The sequence below is a fragment of the Streptomyces vulcanius genome, from assembly GCF_042653945.1.
GTDB lineage: Bacteria > Actinomycetota > Actinomycetes > Streptomycetales > Streptomycetaceae > Streptomyces > Streptomyces mangrovi.
This window is the reverse complement of the sequence record NZ_JBHSFK010000006.1, coordinates 271,895-293,477: the sequence shown is the minus strand read 5'-3', so window position 1 is coordinate 293,477 and position 21,583 is coordinate 271,895. Positions and strand designations below refer to the sequence as shown.

The window sequence follows — 21,583 nt, the reverse complement described above, 5'->3', positions numbered from 1 at the left end:
ATGAGCACGATCACCATCGACACCCTGCGGTTCGCCACCGCCGGCTCGGTCGACGACGGCAAGTCCACCCTGGTCGGGCGGCTGCTGCACGACTCCAAGTCGATCCTCACGGACCAGCTGGAGGCGGTCACCCGGGCGTCCCGTGGCGACGGTCCCGATCTCGCCCTCCTCACCGACGGGCTGCGGGCCGAGCGCGAACAGGGCATCACGATCGACGTGGCCTACCGTTACTTCGCCACGCCCCGCCGCCGGTTCATCCTCGCCGACACCCCGGGGCATGTGCAGTACACGCGGAACATGGTCACCGGCGCCTCCACCGCCGAGCTGGCGATCATCCTGGTCGACGCCCGCAACGGCGTGGTCGAGCAGACCCTCCGCCATGCCGCCGTGGCCGGTCTGCTGCGGGTTCCGCACGTCGTGCTCGCCGTGAACAAGATGGACCTCGTCGGCTACGAGCAGGCTGTCTTCGAGCGCGTCGTCGAGGAGTTCGCGGGCCACGCCGCCGAGTCGGGACTGCCCGGCTTCACCCCGATAGCGGTCTCGGCGCTGGCCGGGGACAACGTCGTCGAGCGCTCCGCGCACATGGACTGGTACGCCGGTCCCACCCTGCAGGAGTTCCTGGAGGACGTGCCGGTCGCCGCGGATCCCGCCGACGCGCCCGCCCGTTTCCCCGTCCAGTACGTCATCCGGCACGGCGACGACCGGCTCTACGCCGGCCAGCTGGTGTCGGGCTCGCTGCGGGTGGGCGACCGGGTGACCGTGCTGCCGTCCGGGGAGACCTCCGAGATCGCGGCGATCGACGCGCTGGGCAGGTCCGTCGAGGTGGCGTACGCCCCGCAGTCCGTCGGTGTGCGGCTGGCGGACCAGCGGGACGTCTCGCGCGGCGACATGATCACGGCGGGCCCGGACGCGCCGGCGCTCACCCGGGACGTGCAGGCAGCCGTGTGCCATCTGGCCGACCGTCCGCTGCGGGTCGGCGACCGGGTGCTGCTCAGGCACACCACCAGGACGGTCAAGGCGGTCGTGCGGGACCTCGGCGGCGCCGACGGGCTGGTCGCGAACGACCTGGGCCGGGCCACCCTGCGCACCGCCGAGCCGCTCGCGCTGGACGACTACGGCGTCTCGCGGCGCACCGGCGCCTTCATACTGATCGACCCGGCGGACGGGGCTACCCTGACGGCCGGAATGGTGACCCTGACAGCTCTGCCCGGGCTCAACTCGTAAGCGTCAGACGGGGTTTTGGCGCGTCCGTGCGGCCCGTGCGCGGGGGTCGGCTGCCTGCCAGGTAGGGGGCGGGCCAGTCGGCTCCCGGTCCCGAGTAGCCCTGTTCGGCGGCGGCGTGCAGGGTCCAGTGGGGGTCGTGGAGGTGGGGGCGGGCGAGCGCGCAGAGGTCCGTACGGCCCGCCAGGATCAGTGAGTTGACATCGTCCCAGGAGGAGATCGCACCGACGGCGATCACCGGGACTCCCGTCTCGTGCCGGATACGGTCGGCGAACGGGGTCTGGTACGACCGCCCGAACTCCGGTCGCTCGTCGGCGACGACCTGCCCGGTGGACACGTCGATCGCGTCGACTCCGTGCGCGGCGAAGGCGCGGGCGATCTCGACGGCGTCGTCGGCCGTCGTCCCGCCGTCGGCCCAGTCGGTGGCGGAGATGCGCACGGTCATCGGCCGCTCCGCCGGCCACCGCTCGCGTACGGCGTCGAAGACCTCCAGCGGGAACCGCAGCCGTTTCGCGAGCGAGCCGCCGTAGGCGTCGGTGCGCCGGTTGGTCAGCGGGGAGAGGAAGCCGGAGAGCAAGTAGCCGTGGGCGCAGTGCAGTTCGAGCAGGTCGAAGCCGGCCCGGGCGGCGCGTACGGCAGCGGCGGTGAACTGCTGCCGCAGATCGGTGAGTTGGGCGCGGGACAGCTCGCGCGGGATCTGGCTGCCCGGCTTGTACGGCAGGGGCGAGGCGGCCACCAGCGGCCAGTTGCCGTCGGGCAGCGGCTCGTCCATGCCCTCCCACATCAGCCTGGTCGAACCCTTGCGCCCGCTGTGGCCGAGCTGCACGCCGATCGCCGTGCCGGGTGCCCTGGTGTGCGCGAACTCGGTGATCCGGCGCCACGCGGCGGTCTGCTGGGCGGTGTAGAGGCCGGTGCAGCCGGGGGTGATACGGCCCTCGGGCGAGACGCACACCATCTCGGTCATCACCAGCCCGGCCCCGCCGAGGGCGCGGGCGCCGAGGTGGACGAGGTGGAAGTCGCCGGGGACGCCGTCGGTGGCCGAGTACATGTCCATGGGTGAGACGACCACCCGGTTGCGCAGGGTCAGACCGCGCAGCCGGAACGGGGTGAACATCGGGGGTGTGCCGGGCGGGCAGCCGAACTCCCGCTCCACGGCCTCGGTGAAGTGCGGGTCGCGCAGCCGCAGGTTGTCATGGGTGACGCGGCGACTGCGGGTGAGCAGGTTGAACGCGAAGCGGCGGGGCGGCTGGTCGAGGTGGAGGGCGAGGTCCTCGAACCACTCCAGGCTGGCGCGCGCGGCCCGCTGGGTGGAGGCGACGACGGGCTTGCGTTCCTCCTCGTAGGCGGCCAACGCGCTTTCCAGCGTGGGCTGTTCGGTCAGACAGGCCGCGAGGGACAGGGCGTCCTCGACGGCCAGCTTGGTGCCGGAGCCGATGGAGAAGTGGGCGGTGTGGGCGGCGTCGCCCAGCAGTACCACGTTGCCGTGCGACCAGCGCTCGTTGACGACCGTGCGGAAGGTCGTCCAGGTGGAGTCGTTGGAGTGCAGGGTGCGGCCGCCGAGCGCGTCCGTGAAGATCTTGGCGCAGCGGTCGATGGACTCCCGCTCGTCGAGCGTGTCGAAACCGGCCGCACGCCAGACCTCCTCGCGCATCTCGACGATCACGGTGGAGGCGTCGGGCGCGTAGGGGTAGCCGTGCAGTTGCATCACGCCGTGCTCGGTCTCGGCGATCTCGAAGCGGAAGGCGTCGAAAGCGGTGTCGGTGGCCAGCCAGATGTAGCGGCAGCGGTGCGGGGTGAGCTGCGGCCGGAAAGCGTCGGCGAACGCCTCGCGGGTGGTGCTGTGCACGCCGTCCGCGGCCACGACCAGGTCGTATGTCTCCGCCAGCCAGGCCGGGTAGGGGGCCTCGGTGTGGAAGCGGAGGTCGACGCCCAGGGTGCGGCAGCGGTCGTGGAGGATCTGGAGGAGACGTTTTCTGCCCAGCGCGGCGAAACCGTGTCCTCCGGAGGTCTGGCGGGTGTTTCTGTGGACGATGTCTATGTCGTTCCAGCGGATGAAGTGGTGCTGGAGGGCCTCGTAGACCGGGGGGTCGGCGTGTTCTATGCCGCCCAGGGTTTCGTCGGAGAGGACCACTCCGAAGCCGAAGGTGTCGTCGGGGGTGTTGCGTTCCCAGACGGTGACCTCGCGGTCGGGGGCGAGGCGTTTGAGGAGGGCGGCGGTGTAGAGGCCGCCGGGGCCGCCGCCGACGATGGCGATGCGTTGGGGCTGGCTGGTCGTCATCGGCCCCGCCACTTCGGGGGGCGCTTCTCGGTGAACGCTGCATGGAACTCGGCGTAGTCCTCGCCGTTCATCAGGAGGGCCTGGGTTGCCGCGTCCAGTTCCACCGATGCCGCCAAGGGCATGTCGAGTTCGGCTGTGAGGAGAGCTTTTGTCTGGGCGTGGGCCAGGGCCGGGCCGTCGGCCAGGCGGCGGGCGAGGGCGTGGGCGGCCTCGTCGGTGTGGCCTTCCTCGGTGAGTTCGCTGATCAGGCCGATGCGTTCGGCCTCGGGAGCACGGACCGGGTCGCCCAGCATGAGGAGCCGGGTCGCGTGGCCGAGGCCGACGACCCTGGGCAGCAGGTACGCCGCGCCCATGTCGCCGCCGGAGAGGCCGACCCGGGTGAAGAGGAACGCGAAGCGTGCGGTGGGGTCGGCGACGCGGAAGTCCGCGGCCAGGGCGAGGACGGCTCCCGCGCCGGCCGCCACGCCGTGGACCGCCGCGATCACCGGGAACGGGCACTCCCGTACGGCGCGGACGACCTGGCCGGTCATCCGGTTGAAGTCGAGGAGCTGGGCGGTGTCCAGCGCGAGCGTGGCGCCGATGATCTCGTCGACGTCGCCGCCGGAGCAGAAGCCGCGGCCCTCGCCGGCCAGCACCAGGGCGCGGACCGACCGCTCCCGGGACAGCTCGGCGAGCAGATCGCGCAGGTCGGCGTAGGCGCCGAAGGTGAGGGCGTTGAGTTTCTCCGGGCGGCTGAGCGTGACGGTGGCGACGCCGTCGGTGTGCTCGACGCGGAGGTGTTCCCAGTGCGGGGTGCGCGCGGCGGATCCGGTGAAGGGACTCATCAGGGCGGCCTCCTCGACGGTCACCCCCGAATTTATCACTCATACGTGACTGTCGTCACGATGCCGCGATAGACCGGCCATCACATTGTCACCGGTCGTCAAGAAGGCGGTAACAACGGGATCGAAGGTGCGAGACCGGCCGTTCTCCGGGGTAAGCCATCCGATACCGGGACCGAAGGTTCCGTACGGCGCCCCGGGTGCGCCTCTGCCGGAGGCCGCCGTACCATTCCCGAAAAGTTGAAAGCAGGACCGCCTGATGTCGATCACGGGACCCTGCGCCATGAACGGACTAGCCTTGCAAGATCGCCCCTCCGACTCGGCCGCCTCCTGGCGGATCGCACTGCCGCATTCCGCCGCGGCCGTGCCGGTGGCCCGCGCACTGGTCCGTACGGCGCTCGCCGAGCTGGAGCACGGGGCGGACGGTGACACCGTGGAGCTGCTCACGGCCGAGCTGGTGGCGAACGCCATCGAGCACACCGCCGCCGGGGACGCCCCGATAGAGCTGGTGGTCGAGTTGCGGCCGACCGGCTGCCAGGTCGAGGTGCACGACCACGACCCGATGCCGCCCGGCGACCTCACCCGTCCGTCCGGCGCCGAACCCGACCCCTGGCAGGAACACGGGCGCGGTCTGCTGCTGATCCGCGCCCTCAGCTCGTCGTGCGGGCACCGCCCCACCGAGAAGGGCAAGGCGGTGTGGTTCCGGCTGGCCGCGGTGCCGCCACAGTGGCGGCCGTCGTAACAGGTCAGGCGAGGGTCGCGACCAGCACGGCCTTGATGGTGTGCAGACGGTTCTCCGCCTCGTCGAAGACGACGGAGTAGGCGGACTCGAAGACCTCGTCGGTCACTTCCAGCGACTCCAGGCCGTGGGTCTCGTGGATCTCGCGGCCGACCTTGGTGCCGAGGTCGTGGAAGGCCGGCAGACAGTGCAGAAACCTGACGTCCGGGTTGCCGGTGGCACGCAGGACGTCCATGGTCACGGCGTACGGGCCGAGGGCGGCGATCCGCTCGTCCCAGACCTCCTTGGGCTCCCCCATCGAGACCCATACGTCGGTGGCGACGAAGTCGGCGCCGAGCACCCCCTCCGACAACGACTCCGTGAGCGTGATCCGGGCCCCGCTGTCGGCGGCGAGTTCGCGGGCGCGGTCGACGACCTCCTGGGCGGGCCAGTAGCTCTTCGGCGCGACGATGCGCACGTCCATGCCGAGCAGGGCCCCGGTGACCAGGTAGGAGTTGCCCATGTTGAAACGGGCGTCGCCGAGGTAGGCGAAGGCGATGTCGTTCAGGGGTTTCGCGCAGTGCTCGGTCATGGTGAGCACCTCGGCGAGCATCTGGGTGGGGTGCCAGTCGTCGGTGAGTCCGTTGTACACGGGCACACCGGCGTGGGCGGCGAGCTCCTCGACCTTCGCCTGGCTGTCGCCGCGGTACTGGATGCCGTCGTACATCCGGCCCAGCACCCGGGCGGTGTCCTTCACGGACTCCTTGTGGCCGATCTGTGAGCCCGACGGGTCGAGATACGTCGTGGCGGCGCCCTGGTCGGCGGCGGCGACCTCGAACGCGCAGCGGGTGCGGGTCGAGGTCTTCTCGAAGATCAGCGCGATGTTCTTGCCCCGCAGATACCGCGTCTCCGTCCCGGCCTTCTTGGCGGCCTTCAGCTCGGCGGCCAGTTCGAGCAGACCCCGGAACTCCTCGCCGGTGAAGTCCAGCTCCTTGACGAAATGGCGGCCGGCGAGGGCGGTCGGAACTGTCGCCATGGGGGCGCTCCAGTGGGAGGTACGAGAACGGGACCGTGGAAGTCTATACGATGAATGACATTTCTATACAGCCCCTCGTTCTCTACACGGCACCCCGTTCGACAGGGCAGCTCATACAGCGCGGGCCGCCCCTGCCGCGGCCCAGTTCGCTGCCCGGGATCTCGATCACCTCGATGCCCCGTTTACGCAGGTGGGTGTTGGTGGTGGCGTTGCGTTCGTAGGCGACGACGACGCCCGGTTCGACGGCGAGGACGTTGCAGCCGTCGTCCCACTGCTCGCGCGCGGCCGCGTGGACGTCCTGGACGGCCGTGAGCACCCGGATCTCGCTGAGGCCGAGGGCGGCGGCGATGGCCCGGTGCATGTGCTCGGGCGGATGGTCGGTGACCTTGAGTTCCTTCTCGCCGACACCGGGCTCGATGGTGTACGAGCGGAGCATGCCGAGGCCGGCGTACTGGGTGAAGGTGTCGCCGTCGACCATCGTCATCACGGTGTCGAGGTGCATGAAGGCGCGCCGCTTCGGCATGTCCAGGGCGACGATGGTCTGCGCGGAGCCCACGGCGAAGAGCTTGTGGGCGAGCATCTCGACGGCCTGCGGGGTGGTCCGCTCGCTCATGCCGATCAGTACGGCGCCGTTGCCGATGACGAGGACGTCGCCGCCCTCGATGGTGGACGGGTAGTCGGCCTGCCCCTCGGACCAGAAGGGGAACGTTTCGCCACGGAAGAGGGGGTGGTGGCGGTAGATCGCCTCGAAGTGGACGGTTTCCCGCTGCCGCGCGGGCCAGCGCATGGCGTTGACGGCGACGCCGTCGTAGATCCAGGCGGAGGTGTCGCGGGTGAAGAGGTGGTTGGGGAGGGGGGCGAGGAGGAAGTCGTCGAGGTCCATGACATGGAAGCGCACGGAGGTCGGCTCGGGATGCGCCTCCAGGAACTCCCGCTTGGTCATGCCGCCGACGAGGCTCTCGGCGAGTTCGGCCGCGGGCAGGTCCTCGAAGGCGGCACGGAGGTGGTCGGTGGCGAGCACCCCGTACTCCTTCTCGTCGAAGACGCGGTCCAGGACGAGGGTGCGGGCCGCCGGGACCGCCAGGGCCTCGACGAGGAGGTCGCCGAAGAGATGGACTTCGACGCCCCGGTCGCGCAGCACGTCGGCGAACCCGTCGTGCTCGGCGCGCGCCCGGCGCACCCACAGCACGTCGTCGAAGAGCAGCGCGTCCTTGTTGTTGGGGGTGAGCCTTTTGAGCTCCAGATCCGGCCGGTGCAGGATGACGCGGCGCAGCCGCCCGGCCTCGGAGTCGACATGGAATCCCATGCCTCCATCCTGACCATCGGGACCCGTGTTCACCCGCTGCGGCACCGTTTCCGCAGCCGCCAGTTCTCGTCCCCTTGACGACAACAGTCCCTCCCTATTATCGTCGCACTGACGAAATCAGGACGGGGAGGGGAACACTCATGGCCGACATCACCCGGCGGCTGGGCTGGCGCCATCTGCGCGGCGCACCGACGGCACACGTCCGCCACCACCGCTCCGGCAAGCTGGTGCACGACGGCCCCGGACTCAGCTTCTGGTTCCGCTCGCTGACCGCCGCGCTCTCCGAAGTTCCGGTCGACGACCGCGAGTTGGCCATGACCTTCCACGCCCGTACGGGCGACTTCCAGGACGTGGCGGTACAGGCGACGGTGACCTACCGGATCAGCGACCCGGCCGTGGCCGCCGCCCGGATGGACTTCTCCATCGACCCGGACACCGGGATCTGGCGGGGCGCGCCCCTGGAGCAGCTCGGCACGCTGCTGACCGAGACGGCCCAGCAGCACGCGCTGGACGTCCTCGCCCGTACGCCGCTGTCGGCGGCGCTGGTCGACGGTGTGACGTCGGTACGGGAGCGGATCGCGGCGGGGCTCGCGGCGGAACCGCGGCTGCCCGCCACGGGCATCGAGGTGGTCGCGGTCCGGGTCGTCGCGCTGCGCCCGGAGCCGGAGGTCGAGCGGGCGCTGCGCACCCCGGCCCGCGAGCTGATCCAGCAGGAGGCCGACCGGGCGACGTACGAGCGGCGGGCGGTGGCGGTCGAGCGGGAGCGCGCGATCGCCGAGAACGAACTGGCCAGCAAGATCGAACTCGCGCGGCGCGAGGAGCAGTTGGTCGATCAGCGCGGTACGAACGCGCGCCGCGAGGCGGAGGAGAGCGCGGCGGCGGACAAGGTACGCGCCGAGGCGGAGGCGACCAGGACGGTACGGCTGGCGGAGGCGGAGGCGGCGCGGGCCGTGAAGCTCGGCGAGGCGGAGGCGGCGCGGGCCGTGAAGCTGGCCGAGGCCGAGGCGGCCAAGCAGGTGCGGCTGGCCGACGCCGAGGCGCAGCGCACCGAGCGGCTGGCCGTGGCGGAGGCGGGGCGCACGGTGAAGGTCGGGGAGGCGGAGGCGGTCCGTGCCGTACGGCTCGCCCGCGCGGAGGCCGAGGCGGCACGCGAGGTGGGCGAGGCGCGGGCGCAGGCACAGGCGGCCTGGCTGCGGGTGCACGCCGAGGTCGACGTGGCCACGCTGCACGCCCTCACCGGGACCCGGCTCGCGGAGAACCTGCCGCACATCGACAGCGTGACCGTCTCGCCGGACGTGCTGACCGGGCTGCTCGCCAGGCTGGGAGCGCGGGAGTGAGCCTGGCGCCGCGGGCCGTGCTGGTCCATCGCACCACGGAGTACGAGGAGTTGGTGGCCCGGCACGGCACGCACGGCCAGGCCGCCTTCTTCCTCGGCTCGCGGGGCCGGGCCGTCGACATCGCGGAGGTCGCCGAACGCCACCACCGCACCCGGCGGGCCCTGGCGGAGGTGACGGCGGCGATCCCCCTGACCTGGCGTCAGAGCCGGGTGGAGCGGGCGGACTTGGACCGGTTCCTGTTCGCCCCCGAGGACGTGGTGGTCGTGGTCGGCCAGGACGGACTGGTGGCCAACGTCGCCAAGTACCTGGCCGGACAGCCGGTGGTGGGCATCGACACCGACCCCGGCCGCAACCCGGGCGTCCTGGTCCGCCACCGCCCGAAGGCGGCCCGTACGCTCCTGCCCTCGGCGCTCGCGTCCGGCACGGGCGTGGCCGAGCTGACCATGGTCGAGGCAGTCGCCGACGACACCCAGCGGCTGCTGGCCCTCAACGAGATCTACCTGGGCGCCGCCGGTCACCAGACCGCCCGCTACCGCCTGGGCCTCGACGACGACGGGGGTGTCGTCGAGGCCCAGGCCTCCTCCGGGGTGCTGGTCGGCACGGGTACCGGGGCCACCGGCTGGATCCGCTCGGTCTGGCAGGAACGGGGCCGCGACGACCTGCGGCTGCCCGGGCCCACGGAGGACCGCCTGGTGTGGTTCGTACGGGAGGCCTGGCCGTCCCCGACGACCGGCACCTCCCTGGTCGCCGGCGAACTCCCGGCCGACGGCCGGCTCACCCTCACCGTCGAGTCCGAACGGCTCATCGCCTTCGGAGACGGAATCGAGAGCGACGCCGTGGAGTTGACATGGGGCCAGACAGTCCGGGTGGGCCGAGCGGAAACGGCCCTGCGCCTGATCGGCTGACCGCCACGGCCCGGAGGACACCGCGCCGGCACCGCAGCGAGCGGCGACACGGACCGAGACGCCCCTGCCGCCGCAGGACACCGCACCCTGACCGGCCGGCACCAACCACAGGCCCTCACCCCGGCACCGCCGCAGCGGGCGGCGGTGCCGGGGCGAGACGCCCGTACCGCCGCAGGACACCGCGCCGCAGCTGATCGACTCAGCAGGCGCCAGCCGGAAGCGAGCGCCTCGGCGCCGCAGCCAGCGGCGGCACAGGCCAAGACGCCCCTGCCGCCGCAGGACATCGGGCCGCTGCCCGCCGGGGCACCAGCCGCAGGCCCTCGCCCCGGCGCCGCAGCGGGCGGCGGTGCCGCCGCGGGATGCCGGGGTGTCCGGGTTCAGAGTCGGGGGTCCACCGGTTCCGACTCCAGGGCCAGGACGCCGAACACCGCCTCGTGTACTCGCCACAGCGGCTCGCCCCCGGCCAGGCGGTCCAGGGCCTCCAGGCCGAGCACGTACTCGCGGATCGCCAGCGAACGCTTGTGGTTGAGGAAGCGTCCGCGCAGCCGGGCGAGGTTGTCGGGGCGGGTGTACTCCGGGCCGTAGATGATCCGGAGGTACTCGCGGCCCCGGCACTTGATGCCCGGCTGGACCAGCCGGCCCGTGCTGTCGCGGACGACCGCGTCGAGCGGCTTGACCACCATGCCCTCGCCGCCGCGGCCGGTCATCTCCAGCCACCAGTCGACACCGGCGCGCACCGACCCGGGGTCGGCCGTGTCGACGTACAGCCGTCGGGTGGTCTGCAGCAGACCGGTGGTGTCCTGCTCCACCAGCCGGTCCAGCAGGGCGAGTTGGGCTTCGTGGGACAGCCCGGCGAGGCTGCGGCCCTGGACGGCGAGGATCTGGAACGGGGCCAGGCGGACGCCGTCCAGGCCGTCCGTCGTCCAGCAGTAGCGGCGGTAGGCCTCGGTGAACGCGGCGGCGTCCGAGGCCCGTTCGCGCTGCCGGGCGAGCAGGTCGGTGACCTCGACGCCCCGGCCCGCCGCGCCCTCCAGCGCGGCCAGCGCGCCCGGGAAGACGGCGCCGGACGCGGCACCGACCGCCGCGTACTGCGCGCGCAGAAGACCCGAGGCCTTCAGCGACCACGGCATCAGCTCGGCGTCCAACAGAAGCCAGTCCGTGTCGAGTTCGTCCCACAGACCGGCCGCGCCGACCGCCGCCCGCAACCGTCCGAGGATCTCCTCCGTGACCGACTCGTCGTCGAAGAAGGGGCGGCCGGTGCGGGTGTAGAGCGAGCCCGTGGGGCCGTCGACGCCGAAGCGCTTGCGTGCGGTTTCCGCGTCGCGGCACACCAGCGCCACCGCCCGCGAGCCCATGTGCTTCTCCTCGCACACGACCCGGGCGACACCGTCCGCCGCGTACTGCGCGAACGCCTCCGCCGGGTGTTCCAAGTAGCCCTCCACCCGGCTGGTGGCCGTGGGGGCCATGGTCGGCGGGAGGTACGGCAGCAGACGCGGGTCGACCGCGAAACGGCTCATGACCTCCAGGGCCGCGGCGGCGTTCTCCTCCCGGATCGAGACCCGGGGCTGGCCGTCGTAACGGGTTTCCACGAAACGGCGGCCGCTGACGTCCGCCAGGTCCAGCGGCCGGCCGTCGTGCCCGCCGGGCGCCTCGGACCGCAACGGTTTCGTCGGCTCGTACCAGACCCGCTCCGCCGGTACGTCGACCAGCTCGCGTTCCGGCCAGCGCAGCGCGGTGAGCTTGCCGCCGAAGACGGCGCCGGTGTCCAGACAGATGGTGTTGTTGAGCCAGGTGGCCTCGGGGACGGGCGTGTGGCCGTAGACCACCGCCGCGCGGCCCCGGTAGTCCTCCGCCCACGGGTAGCGCACCGGCAGGCCGAACTCGTCGGTCTCACCGGTGGTCTCGCCGTACAGCGCGTGCGAGCGGACCCGGCCGGAGGTGCGGCCGTGGTACTTCTCGGGCAGTCCGGCGTGGCAGACCACCAGCCGGCCGCCGTCGAGGACGTAGTGGCTGACCAGGCCGTCGATGAACTTCCGCACCTCGGCCAGGAACTCCTCGCTCTCGCCCGCCATCTGCTCGATGGTCTCCGCGAGCCCGTGGGTGTGCTGGACCTTGCGGCCCTTGAGGTGACGGCCGTACTTGTTCTCGTGGTTGCCGGGGACGCACAGCGCGTTGCCCGACCCGACCATCGACATGACCCGGCGCAGCACGGCCGGGCTGTCCGGGCCGCGGTCGACGAGGTCGCCGACGAAGACCGCCTGCCGGCCGTCCGGGTGGACGCCGTCGGTGTAGCCCAACTTGCCGAGCAGCGACTCCAGTTCGTGGGCACAGCCGTGGATGTCGCCGATGATGTCGAAGGGGCCGGTGAGGTGGGTCAGGTCGTTGAAGCGCTTCTCGGTGACGACGGTGGCGTTCTCGACGTCGGCCACGCCCCGCAGGACGTGCACCTTGCGGAAGCCCTCGCGTTCCAAGTGGCGCAGGGAGCGGCGGAGTTCACGGATGTGGCGCTGGATGACGCGGCGCGGCATGTCGGCGCGGTCGGTGCGGCCCGCGTTGCGCTCGGCGCACACCTCCTCCGGGACGTCCAGCACGATGGCGATGGGCAGCACGTCGTACTGCTTGGCCAGGTCGATCAGCTGACGCCGGGCCTCCGGCTGGACACTGGTCGCGTCGACGACCGTGCGGCGGCCGGCCGCGAGCCGCTTGCCCGCGATGTAGTGCAGGACGTCGAAGGCGTCCCGGGTCGCGCTCTGGTCGTTCTCGTCGTCGGAGACGAGGCCGCGGCAGAAGTCGGAGGAGATGACCTCGGTGGGCTTGAAGTGGCGTCGGGCGAAGGTCGACTTGCCGGAGCCGGAGGCGCCGACGAGGACCACCAGGGAGAGGTCGGTGACGGGCAGGACCCGCCCCCGCTTCTCGTTCTCGGAAACCTGTGTCTCGGTCATGCCGCCTTCGCCTCCTTCTCGTTCACGTTCCCGATCTCGAACACGGCCATCTGGGTGGGCGGCCCGACCTCGGGGTCGTCCGGTCCGACGGGCGTGAACTCCACGCCGTAGCCGTGCCGTTCGGCCACCGATCGCGCCCAGGTGCGGAACTCCTCGCGGGTCCACTCGAAGCGGTGGTCGCCGTGCCGGACGTGTCCGGCCGGGAGGGACTCCCAGCGGACGTTGTACTCGACGTTCGGGGTGGTCACCAGGACCGTGCGGGGGCGGGCCGAGCCGAACACCGCGTACTCCAGGGCGGGCAGCCTCGGCAGGTCGAGGTGCTCGATCACCTCGCTCAGCACGGCCGCGTCGTAGCCCTTGAGGCGGGTGTCGGTGTAGGTGAGGGAGCCCTGGAACAGTTCGACCCGCGAGGCCTGCCGCTCCCCCATCCGGTCCAGCTTCAGCCGCCGGGAGGCGATGGTCAGCGCCCGCATCGACACGTCCACACCGACGATCTCGGTGAACCGGACGTCCTTCAGCAGCGCCTGCACCAACTGCCCCTGTCCGCACCCGAGATCGAGGACCCGGGCGGCGCCGGACGCGCGCAGCGCGGCGACGATCGCGTCCCGGCGCTGCACGGCCAGCGGGGTCGGTTTCTCCTCGGTCTCCGTCTCCGCCTCGACCGCGTTGTCGAGTTCCTCGACCTCGCTGTCGTCGGTCTCGGCGAGCCGCACCAGCTCCAGCTGCTCCATCGCCTGCCGGGTCAGCGACCAGCGGCGCGAGAGGTAACGGCTGGTGATCAGATTCACCTCGGGGTGGTTGTACAGCCAGGCTCCACCGGCGCGCAGCAGCTTGTCGACCTCGTCGGAGGAGACCCAGTAGTGCTTGGCGTCGTCGAGGACGGGCAGCAGGACGTAGAGGTGGCGCAGCGCCTCGGCGAGGGTCAGCGTCTCCGACTCCAGGACGAGGCGTACGTACCGCGAGTCGCCCCACGCGGGGAACTCGGTGTCCAGCGGCACCGGGGCGACGGTCACCGTCCAGCCGAGCGGCTCGAAGAGGCGTCGTACGAGCGCCTGGCCGCCCCGGGCGGGCAGCGCGGGCACCTCGATACGCAACGGCCGTGCCTGCCCCGGGAGTTCGGGCTTGGTGGTGCACACGCCTCGCATCGCGCTGGAGAAGACGGCGCTCAGCGCGACGGCGAGCAGCGAGGACGCCGCGTACGGGCGGTCGTTGACGTACTGGGCGAGCGCCGCGTCGGGGGCGCCGCCGCGGCCCTTGCCCTTGCCGCGCCTCACCAGCGCCACGGCATCCACCTCGAGCAGCAGCGCCGCAGTGCAGCGATCGGCGTCGGCCTCGGGGTAGAGGACGTGCGCCTTGCCGTAGGAGGTGGAGAACGCCTGCGATTTCTCCGGGTGCTTGTGCAGCAGGTAGCCCAGGTCGGTCGCGGGGCGTTCGGGGGTGCCGGTGGTGGTGATCGTCAGGAACACGGTGGGTCGCCTCGGAAGGGTTCGGAAGGAGCGAAAGCGCTGGTCGTGCGCTTGTGCGCGGTTCCAACGTACAGAGAAACGGTGTTCGGGGACGGGCATTTTCCCGCGATCGTCCCGCCTTACCGTGCGGCCCGCTTCCAGGCGCCGACGCCGAGTTTTCCGGTGGTGCCGAGGTCGAGGCCGGGGGCCACCGTGACCGGTTCGGCGCCCGGCTTCGCGCGGACGCGGACGTAGGGGACGTTGACGGCCTCGAGTCCCGCTTCCGTGGTGTTGCGCCAGACCAGACCGGAGACAGCGGTTTCCCCGGACTTCAGGGTGATGCGGGTGGGCGGGTCGTCGTAACCGGTTCCGGTGGCGATGCTGTCGCCGCCGTGCAGGACGCGGATTCCGTCGACCGGCTCGCGGTTGTCGTCCAGGAGGGTCAGTTCCGGATAGCCGTCGAGGGGGTAGTCCTGCTTTCCGCAGTTCTCCAGGTGCAGTCCGACCACGCGCAGTCCCATGGCGGCGTCGCCGTCGTCGGCCCACAGCCGGACCCCGGAGGCCGGGCAGGGTCCCGTCTCGGACGGTGCCTCGTCCGCGGGAACCTTGGTGACCTTGGCGACCTTCACCTTCGTCACCGGGGAGGCGCCGGGCGCGAGCACGCCCAGGTCGATGGTTCCGCTCGTGTTCCGGCCGGGCTCGACCGAGGGGACGGTCACCTCCTTGGAGCCCATGACCTCACCGGTGCTCGTCGTGAAGGTGAAGATCACGGTGTAGGTCATGGCGGTGTCGCCGTCGTTGGTGACCTGGTAGGCGGCGGAGATGCCGGAGTCGCCGGGCAGCCGGTCCGCGTGGACCAGCCACGGGGACTCGGTGGGGGTGGGGGAAGCGGTGGGGATGGTGACCGAGGTGATCCGTACGCCGTCCACCGGCGGGTCGGTGACCGCGCCGCGGGGTGCCGGGACGGCCGCGCCGGGACCGCGGGTCGTGTCCGCGTGCTCCGATCCGCACGCCGTGGCCAGGAGCAGGACGGCGGCGAGGGCCGGCAGGCGGGGGCGGCGGGCACGGGTCGGACGGGGTCTGCGCATCCGGTCACCTCATCAGGGGTGATCCCGGACGACTGTGACGGAAGCCATAGTTCCGGTCACAGCCGTGTCACAGATGACCGGACGCGCGGCCCGCGCCGGTCTACACCAGCTGCGACTGCACCTGGGAGGAGAGCAGTTCCAGGTGGTCCAGGTCGTCGAGGTCGAGGATCTGGAGGTAGAAGCGGGTCGAGCCGGTCTCCGCGTAGCGGCCGATCTTCTCGACGACCTCGGCCGGGGAGCCGGCCAGGCCGTTGGCCTTCAGCTCGTCGACCTCACGGCCGATGACGGCGGCGCGGCGGGCGACCTCCTGGTCGTCCTTGCCGACGCAGACGACGAGGGCGTTGGAGTAGGTGATGGCGCCGGGGTCCCGGCCGGACTCCTCGGCGGCGGCCCGCACCCGGGCGAACTGGCGCGCGCTGTCCTCGATCGAGCCGAAGGGCATGTTGAACTCGTCGGCGAACCGGGCGGCCAGCCTCGGCGTACGGCTCGCGCCGTGGCCGCCGATCAGCACCGGGATCCTCGACTGCGCGGGCTTGGGCAGCGCGGGCGAGTCGGTGAGGTCGTAGAACGTGCCGTGGAAGTCATAGGTCTCGCCCGCCGGGGTGGCCCACAGACCGGTGACGATCTCCAGCTGCTCCTCCAGGCGGCCGAACTTCTCCTTCGGGAAGGGGATGCCGTACGCCTTGTGCTCCTCCTCGAACCAGCCCGCGCCCAGACCGAGTTCGACCCTGCCGCCGGACATCTGGTCGACCTGGGCGACCTGGATGGCGAGGACGCCGGGCAGCCGGAAGGTGGCGGCGGTCATCAGCGTGCCGAGGCGTATCCGGCTGGTCTCGCGGGCGAGTCCGGCGAGGGTGAGCCAGGCGTCCGTGGGGCCGGGGAGGCCGTCCACGGAGCCCATCTTGAGGTAGTGGTCGGAGCGGAAGAAGGCGTCGAATCCAAGGTCCTCGGTGGCCTTCGCCACGGTGAGGAGGGTGTCGTAGCTCGCGCCCTGCTGGGGCTCGGTGAAGATACGGAAATCCATGCCCTCCATCCTGCACCGCGGCCCACCCGTCAACCCCATCGGTCCCCTGCGGCCCGGCCCAAGGGACTGCTCCAGGGATGGAGGAGCTGATGGCGGCGCTGAACGCGGATCTTTCGGCGTTGGAGGCGGATTCCCAGTCCAGGGAGAGGACAGGGGAGGACAGCCCCTCCGGGGTCTGGTCGGTCAGCGTTCCGGGAGGGCGCCCTCGCGTTCTCCCCGCTCCTCCCGCTCTTCCCGCTCTTCCCGTTCCGCCCTTTCCTCCCGTTCTCCTCGCTCCCGTTCCTCTCTCGCCGTGAGTTTGCGGAGCATCTCCAGGACACGGTCCCTGGACTCGTCGGCCGCGTCGATGGCCTCCATGCACTGCCAGTAGGTGGCCTGGTCGTCCGCCGAGCTGGCGACTCCGACCAGGGCGATACCGACCTCGCCGAGCAGGCCGCCCAGGTCGAGCAGCGCCGCGCGGGCGTCGTCCAGCGCGGTGAGCTGGGCGGCGAGCAGATCGCCCGGGTCGAGGGCGGGGGCGTCCAGCACGCCGCAGCCCCGCCCGGCCAGTTCCGTGAGCCCCAGCGCCTCGCCGCGCAGTTCGGGCGGTCCCGAGACCGCCAGACGGCTGCCTATCGCCTGTGCCAGCGCCTGTGCCTGCCACACCTCCGTGAGAATCCCCGCCTTCTCGCCACTGCCCGCCAGCGCGCGTCTGCTTTTCAGGATGAGCCGCATCGCGTCCATGCGCCGTCCCCGTCTGTCCCGGCGTGCCTCTGGCACGTCCGCCCGAACTCCCTTGCCCACAGAGAGCGTTCCACTACCCAGAGTGAAGGCCCATGGGGCGAAAAGCCAGAGGAAGACCGAAATCTGTGGACAACAAATCGATTTCGGAGCGCTTTTTGACTCCGGAGAGTGAAAGTGGATCGCGGGACTCCCGGCCGAGCTCTGGCTACGGTGCCGGGAAGCGGTGTTCGTTGCGGTCGATCTTCGCGTCCAGGGCGGCGAGGGGGTCGATGCCGAGCACCTCGCACAGTTGCAGCAGATACGCGAGGACGTCGGCGACCTCGTCCGTGACGCGGTGCGCGGTCTGCGGGTCGGCCATGACGCGGGCCGACTCCTCCGGGGTCAGCCACTGGAAGATCTCGACCAGTTCGGACGCCTCGACGCTCAGCGCGGCGACGAGGTTCTTGGGGGTGTGGTACGGCTGCCAGTTCCGCGCGGCCGCGAACTCGGCCAGTCTGCGCTGGAGCTTCGCCACGTCGAGGTGTTCTGTCACGCTCCCAGGTGTACCACCGTCACTCCCTTCGTCCGGACGGCCCAGGAGGCGTCGCTGACCACGCCGACGGCGCGGATGTGCCCGCGCTCGGCCATCCGCACCGCGAGCCGGAGCAGTCCGGTGCGCTGCCGGGGGTCCAGGCCGCGGTCGAAGTTGTCGGTGAGCAGGGTGAGCGCCTGCATCGCGGAGGGCACCTCGCCGGCGGTGTCCAGGTCGAGGACGCCGGGGCCGGTGAGCATGACCAGGGCGAGAGCGATGTAGCGGAGTTCGCCGTAGCCGAGGCGGGCGAGTTCGGTGCCGGTGCCGTCGCCGCGGTCGAGGACGGCGCGGACGGTGCCGTCGGACAGCGGCTCGGCGCGCAGGTCGGTGACGGGTCCGCAGCAGCCGGCGTCCAGGGCGGCGACGAGCTGTGCGTGACGTCGTACGCACTCCTCCCGGGTGCGCCAGAGCACGTCGGCGAGGTTGTCGCAGCCGCCGAGCAGCCGGCCCGAGCCGGTGGGCACCGGGGCGCCCATCCACTCCGGCTGGGGGTCGCAGGGGAACACGGACCGCAGGGCGACGACCATCTGTTCGGCGGCGGCGAGCACCTGGCGCTGGCCGTCGGTCTTGCCGGCCACGCGCAGCGGCAGCAGCGCGGTGCCGAGCCGGTCGTCGGGGAGCGGGGCGCGGGTGACGGGCGCGGATCCGCCGGTGTGCCAGGCGGCCTGCACGGTACGGCGGCCGGGGTCGCGCAGGGCGGTCCCGAGGAGCACGAGGCCGCCCGCACTCAGCCGCTCCCCCACGATGCGCAGCTCGGGTTCGGCCTGTACGGCGAGGTCGAGGCGGACCGGGCCCTCGGGGCCGTCGGCGGTGCAGCCGATGCGGAAACCGCGGCGGCGCTGGGCGTCGGGCCGGGCGCGGTCGGGTACGCAGGCGACGGGGTCGGGAAACGCCTCGGTGAGCCGCGCGCCGCCGCCGAGCCGCGCGAGTGCCTCGTACGCCCGTACGGCGGTGGTCTTCCCGCTTCCGCTCGGCCCCGCGAGGACGGTGACCGCTCCCAGCGGGAACCCGGCCCGGCGGTGTCCGGCGAACGCGGAGAGCCGCAGCTCGGTGAGACAGGGGCGGAGGGGATGACCGGGCGAGCCCGGTGCCGCCGCAGAACCGGACGGAGAGTCGGATGAAGAGTCGGACGGAGAAGAGGAGGCGGCGGAGGCGCGGGGCGCGGTCATATGCGGACCGTAGGACTCCGGGCATCCGGCGAACCGTTCCGCCCGGTGAGCTTCCTACGATCGGGCGACGGACGGGGACGACCGGGTCGGCCCCCGGGAGAACTCCCCGCCCGTCACACCTGACCGCTCACATTCCCGTGCCCTCCATCATGTCGCTGACCTCGGTGCCCGGCGGGGTGAGGAGGAAGACGTTGCGGTCGACCCGGGTCATCCCGCTGGCCAGGCCGAAGACCACGCCGGTGGAGAAGTCGAGGACGCGCTTGGCGACCTCGGTGTCCGCTCCGGTGAGGTCGAGGAGGACGGGGATGCCCGCCATCACCGTCTCGGCGACCTCGCGGGCGTCCGCGAAGACGTTGACCCGGAGGACGACGAAACGGCGGCGCGTCTCCGTCTCCGAGTCGGGCAGGGAGCGGTGGTTCACCGCGGACGGCCAGGCGTCCCGGCCCCGCAACGGTACGACCTGCGCGAGCCCTTCCCACTGTTCGTCGGTGACGTCGTATCGGTTCACCGGTTCCCCCCGAACTGACTCGCACTCAATGCCTGCACCAGCCAATTCTTACGCCAAGTCACCCGTTCGGCCCAACAGCGACACGGTCCGCGACCGAGATGGGCGTCCGAGGACCGGTTCTTACCGGCCGCACACCGGAATCTTCACGTCCACGAGCAGCACGTTCACCGGCGCGGACTAGCTTCACATGTCGTGCACTTGGCAGATATTCCGCTGGTGGCACCTGCCCGGCGGACACGGTCAGCGGTGTCCGCCTCCCCGGAGCCCCCCGAGCAGTGGCACCGTGTGCTGACCCTGCTCTCCGCCGTCAGTCTCTTCATCGGCACCCGCTCGGTGTGGTCGCAGGCGGCCTCCCACCGGGTGTGGCTGGCCGCCGTCATCTCGGTCTGCTACGCGTCGATCCTGGTGTGCGGGGCGCTCTCGCTCGTCGTCGTGCGCAGGCGGTCGCTGGCGCGGGTCGACCTGACGGTGCTGGTGACCGCCGTCGTCCTCGTGCTGGGCACATGGGTGATGGCTCACCAGGGCGGGGACGAGGCCGTGCTCACCACCCAGGCCGCGCGCGAGCTGACCGCCGGGTCCCCGGTATACGGCCAGCCGTGGCCGTGGCTCTTCGGACACGGAAACGTCGCCTACACCCCCACCGTGTACGGCGGTTACGACTTCACGTACGGCTATCCCCCGCTCGCCGTGCTGCTGACCGCGCCGCTGCTGTGGCTCGGGCACGGCGGTGCCCCGGCGACCGCCATGGCGACCGGCGCGCTGGTGGCCGGCTCGGTGCTGGTGTGGCGGATGCTGCCGGCGCCGTGGCGGCCGGCGGCGACGATGGTGTGCCTCGGTTTCTCGTTCCTGCCGATGTACGGGCGGCAGGGGTACCCGGCGATCCTGGCGCTGGCGCTGCTGCTGCCGGTGGTGGTGCGCTGGCCGCGGATCGGCGCGGGCGGGAGGCTCGGCCGGGCCGGGATCGCCCGGGCGGCGTGTCTGGGCGCGGCCTGCGCGGCGCAGCAACTCCCCTGGTTCGTGGTGCCGTTCCTGCTGGCCGGGATCTACGCGGTGCGCCGCGGTGAGCTGGGTCCGCGGGCCGCGGCGGGCGTGCTGCTGCGCATCGCCGGCGTCGCCGCCACCGTATGGCTGCTGATCAACACGTACTTCCTGGTGCTGGAGCCGAAGGCCTGGCTGGAGGGGATCGCGCTGCCGCTGACGCAGGGCGCGACGCTGCACGGCCAGGGCCTGATCGGGATCTCGCTGTACCTCACGGACGGCAGCGACCGGATCGACTGGTACGGGCACGCGAGCCTGCTCCTCGCGGCGGGCCTGCTGGCGCTGTTCGTGCTGTTCGTACGGCGGCTGGGTCCCGCGGCGACCGTGCTGCCCTGGTGCGCGTTCTTCCTGGCGACGCGTTCGCAGGACGGTTACTACCTGATGATGACGCCGCTGTGGCTGGTGTCCGCGGTCACCGCGCCGCTGTCGGAGTTCGCCGGCGCGTGGCAGCCGCGGCCCCGGCCGCTCGCGGGTCCGCAGCGGCGTACGGCCCGGCTGGCGGCGGCGGTGCTGGTGCTGCTGCCGGCGCTGGCGAGCGCGACGGCAGCGGCGACGGGGACACCTCCGCTGCGGATGCGGGTCGCGGCGGTACGGCACTCCTCGCCGACCGGTGTGTCCCTGCTGACGCTGCGGGTGACCAACACCGGGGGCACCGCCCTCACGCCCCACTTCACCCTCACCACCGGTCAGGGCATGGACCCGTACTGGAGGATCGTCTCGGGGCCGGGCTCGCTGCCCTCCCATGCCACGGCCCGGTACGAACTCCGGCCGTGGCATGGGAGGTTCCACATCCCGGGACCGCACACCCGGATCCGGCTGCGCGCTTTCACGGCGGATCCCCAGACGCTGTCCAGCACGGATGTGGGACCCGCGCTGCGCACCACCACTTCGTCCGCGCCCGGGAACTGACGGCAGGTCAGGCCGTCGCGACGCGGGTGAAGCGGAGCGAGGCGGTGACCGTGGTCACGCCGCGGATCATGCCCATCTGGTTCCAGTCGAGGCCGAACTCGCCGCGGTCCACCGTGAATTCGGCGTTCAGCGTGAGGGCGTCGGCGTCCACGCCGGCCAGCTTCGCGGTGACCGACTGCGGCCTGCTGATGCCGCGCACGGTCAGCTGGCCGGACACCTGCACGGTGTCCCCGGAGCGGAGTTCGGCGGAGCGGACCGTGTAGGTGATCTCGGGGTGGTTGTCGACGTCGAAGAAGTCCGCGCTGCGCAGGTGCGTGTCCCGCTTGGCGTTCTTCGTGTCGAGGGAGGCGGCGGACAGGGTCAGGGTGCCGGTGGCGGTGCCGTCGGCCGCGACCTCGCCTCCGCCGCCGACGGTGGCGAAGGTGCCCTTGACGGTGACCATGCCCCACATCGTCTTGTGCTTCAGGGCGACGTCGGAGGCGCCTGCGTCGAGCTGCCAGAGTCCGGTTTCCACGGCGACGGTCATGGTTCCTGTCCTGTTCGG

General features: G+C 71.7%; 18 protein-coding genes. 5 read left to right on the top strand and 13 right to left on the bottom strand.

The features are described from left to right. A complete protein-coding gene (locus tag ACFPIH_RS12010; RefSeq protein WP_381174187.1) occupies nucleotides 1-1,224 on the top strand; it encodes a sulfate adenylyltransferase subunit 1 in 1,224 nt (407 codons plus the stop codon). Here the strand turns inward: ACFPIH_RS12010 and ACFPIH_RS12005 are convergent. Together ACFPIH_RS12005 and ACFPIH_RS12000 are read right to left on the bottom strand one after the other, a co-directional pair. Then, a complete protein-coding gene (locus tag ACFPIH_RS12005; protein ID WP_381174185.1) occupies nucleotides 1,214-3,499 on the bottom strand; it encodes a bifunctional salicylyl-CoA 5-hydroxylase/oxidoreductase in 2,286 nt (761 codons plus the stop codon). The genes ACFPIH_RS12010 and ACFPIH_RS12005 overlap by 11 nt on opposite strands. Next, entirely contained in the window at nucleotides 3,496-4,323 is an 828-nt protein-coding gene (locus tag ACFPIH_RS12000) for an enoyl-CoA hydratase family protein (protein ID WP_381174298.1), read from the bottom strand. The genes ACFPIH_RS12005 and ACFPIH_RS12000 overlap by 4 nt, the downstream gene beginning before the upstream one ends. A gap of 280 nt (nucleotides 4,324-4,603) precedes the next feature. Between ACFPIH_RS12000 and ACFPIH_RS11995 the strand changes: the two genes are divergently transcribed. Next, a complete protein-coding gene (locus ACFPIH_RS11995) occupies nucleotides 4,604-5,062 on the top strand; it encodes an ATP-binding protein (protein ID WP_381174183.1) in 459 nt (152 codons plus the stop codon). A 4-nt stretch (nucleotides 5,063-5,066) separates the two neighbouring features. On the opposite strand, the gene argF is transcribed toward ACFPIH_RS11995, so the two are convergent. Beyond that, nucleotides 5,067-6,074, bottom strand: a complete 1,008-nt coding sequence (gene argF / locus ACFPIH_RS11990) for an ornithine carbamoyltransferase (protein WP_381174181.1) — start codon at nucleotides 6,072-6,074, stop codon at nucleotides 5,067-5,069. 82 nt (nucleotides 6,075-6,156) lie between these two features. Further along, on the bottom strand, nucleotides 6,157-7,380 hold the full coding sequence (locus ACFPIH_RS11985; protein WP_381174179.1) for an arginine deiminase: 1,224 nt from the start codon (nucleotides 7,378-7,380) through the stop codon (nucleotides 6,157-6,159). A 140-nt stretch (nucleotides 7,381-7,520) separates the two neighbouring features. Here ACFPIH_RS11985 and ACFPIH_RS11980 point away from each other — a divergent pair, with 140 nt between their 5' ends. Both ACFPIH_RS11980 and ACFPIH_RS11975 read left to right on the top strand, forming a co-directional pair. Continuing rightward, on the top strand, nucleotides 7,521-8,717 hold the full coding sequence (locus tag ACFPIH_RS11980) for an SPFH domain-containing protein (protein WP_381174177.1): 1,197 nt from the start codon (nucleotides 7,521-7,523) through the stop codon (nucleotides 8,715-8,717). Continuing rightward, nucleotides 8,714-9,622, top strand: coding sequence for an NAD(+)/NADH kinase (locus ACFPIH_RS11975; RefSeq protein ID WP_381174175.1), 909 nt, complete (start codon nucleotides 8,714-8,716; stop codon nucleotides 9,620-9,622). The genes ACFPIH_RS11980 and ACFPIH_RS11975 overlap by 4 nt, the downstream gene beginning before the upstream one ends. 377 nt (nucleotides 9,623-9,999) lie before the next feature. Here ACFPIH_RS11975 and ACFPIH_RS11970 read toward each other — a convergent pair whose 3' ends face one another. The 8 genes from ACFPIH_RS11970 to ACFPIH_RS11935 form a co-directional block, all read right to left on the bottom strand. Next, nucleotides 10,000-12,564 carry a polynucleotide kinase-phosphatase gene (locus ACFPIH_RS11970; protein WP_381174173.1) on the bottom strand — a complete coding sequence of 855 codons (2,565 nt, stop codon included), beginning with the start codon at nucleotides 12,562-12,564 and terminating at the stop codon, nucleotides 10,000-10,002. Then, a complete protein-coding gene (locus ACFPIH_RS11965; protein ID WP_381174171.1) occupies nucleotides 12,561-14,030 on the bottom strand; it encodes a 3' terminal RNA ribose 2'-O-methyltransferase Hen1 in 1,470 nt (489 codons plus the stop codon). Before ACFPIH_RS11965 ends, ACFPIH_RS11970 begins: the two co-directional genes overlap by 4 nt. 119 nt (nucleotides 14,031-14,149) lie before the next feature. Beyond that, nucleotides 14,150-15,097 carry a DUF4232 domain-containing protein gene (locus ACFPIH_RS11960; protein ID WP_381174169.1) on the bottom strand — a complete coding sequence of 316 codons (948 nt, stop codon included), beginning with the start codon at nucleotides 15,095-15,097 and terminating at the stop codon, nucleotides 14,150-14,152. Between the two features lie 100 nt (nucleotides 15,098-15,197). Next, complete coding sequence (locus ACFPIH_RS11955; RefSeq protein ID WP_381174167.1) at nucleotides 15,198-16,121, bottom strand: LLM class F420-dependent oxidoreductase; 924 nt, start codon at nucleotides 16,119-16,121, stop codon at nucleotides 15,198-15,200. A 183-nt stretch (nucleotides 16,122-16,304) separates the two neighbouring features. Further along, entirely contained in the window at nucleotides 16,305-16,844 is a 540-nt protein-coding gene (locus ACFPIH_RS11950; RefSeq protein ID WP_381174165.1) for a DUF6099 family protein, read from the bottom strand. Nucleotides 16,845-17,049: 205 nt separating this feature from the next. Further along, entirely contained in the window at nucleotides 17,050-17,376 is a 327-nt protein-coding gene (locus tag ACFPIH_RS11945; RefSeq protein ID WP_381174163.1) for a nucleotide pyrophosphohydrolase, read from the bottom strand. Then, on the bottom strand, nucleotides 17,373-18,584 hold the full coding sequence (locus tag ACFPIH_RS11940; protein WP_381174161.1) for an AAA family ATPase: 1,212 nt from the start codon (nucleotides 18,582-18,584) through the stop codon (nucleotides 17,373-17,375). The genes ACFPIH_RS11945 and ACFPIH_RS11940 overlap by 4 nt, the downstream gene beginning before the upstream one ends. 127 nt (nucleotides 18,585-18,711) lie before the next feature. Then, nucleotides 18,712-19,092, bottom strand: coding sequence for a cell division protein SepF (locus ACFPIH_RS11935; RefSeq protein ID WP_381174159.1), 381 nt, complete (start codon nucleotides 19,090-19,092; stop codon nucleotides 18,712-18,714). A 246-nt stretch (nucleotides 19,093-19,338) separates the two neighbouring features. On the opposite strand from ACFPIH_RS11935, the gene ACFPIH_RS11930 reads away from it, so the two are divergent. Next, nucleotides 19,339-21,039 carry a hypothetical protein gene (locus ACFPIH_RS11930; RefSeq protein ID WP_381174157.1) on the top strand — a complete coding sequence of 567 codons (1,701 nt, stop codon included), beginning with the start codon at nucleotides 19,339-19,341 and terminating at the stop codon, nucleotides 21,037-21,039. 7 nt (nucleotides 21,040-21,046) lie between these two features. On the opposite strand, the gene ACFPIH_RS11925 is transcribed toward ACFPIH_RS11930, so the two are convergent. Beyond that, complete coding sequence (locus ACFPIH_RS11925; protein ID WP_381174155.1) at nucleotides 21,047-21,565, bottom strand: YceI family protein; 519 nt, start codon at nucleotides 21,563-21,565, stop codon at nucleotides 21,047-21,049. Nucleotides 21,566-21,583: the final 18 nt, after the last annotated feature.

Bases quoted from the DNA above. Each gene is read 5' to 3' on its own strand.
- ACFPIH_RS12010 (WP_381174187.1), top strand. From the start codon at position 1: ATGAGCACGATCACCATCGACACCCTGCGGTTCGCCACCGCCGGCTCG.
- ACFPIH_RS12005 (WP_381174185.1), bottom strand. From the start codon at position 3,499: ATGACGACCAGCCAGCCCCAACGCATCGCCATCGTCGGCGGCGGCCCC.
- ACFPIH_RS12000 (WP_381174298.1), bottom strand. From the start codon at position 4,323: ATGAGTCCCTTCACCGGATCCGCCGCGCGCACCCCGCACTGGGAACAC.
- ACFPIH_RS11995 (WP_381174183.1), top strand. From the start codon at position 4,604: ATGAACGGACTAGCCTTGCAAGATCGCCCCTCCGACTCGGCCGCCTCC.
- argF (WP_381174181.1), bottom strand. From the start codon at position 6,074: ATGGCGACAGTTCCGACCGCCCTCGCCGGCCGCCATTTCGTCAAGGAG.
- ACFPIH_RS11985 (WP_381174179.1), bottom strand. From the start codon at position 7,380: ATGGGATTCCATGTCGACTCCGAGGCCGGGCGGCTGCGCCGCGTCATC.
- ACFPIH_RS11980 (WP_381174177.1), top strand. From the start codon at position 7,521: ATGGCCGACATCACCCGGCGGCTGGGCTGGCGCCATCTGCGCGGCGCA.
- ACFPIH_RS11970 (WP_381174173.1), bottom strand. From the start codon at position 12,564: ATGACCGAGACACAGGTTTCCGAGAACGAGAAGCGGGGGCGGGTCCTG.
- ACFPIH_RS11960 (WP_381174169.1), bottom strand. From the start codon at position 15,097: ATGCGCAGACCCCGTCCGACCCGTGCCCGCCGCCCCCGCCTGCCGGCC.
- ACFPIH_RS11955 (WP_381174167.1), bottom strand. From the start codon at position 16,121: ATGGATTTCCGTATCTTCACCGAGCCCCAGCAGGGCGCGAGCTACGAC.
- ACFPIH_RS11950 (WP_381174165.1), bottom strand. From the start codon at position 16,844: ATGGACGCGATGCGGCTCATCCTGAAAAGCAGACGCGCGCTGGCGGGC.
- ACFPIH_RS11940 (WP_381174161.1), bottom strand. From the start codon at position 18,584: ATGACCGCGCCCCGCGCCTCCGCCGCCTCCTCTTCTCCGTCCGACTCT.
- ACFPIH_RS11925 (WP_381174155.1), bottom strand. From the start codon at position 21,565: ATGACCGTCGCCGTGGAAACCGGACTCTGGCAGCTCGACGCAGGCGCC.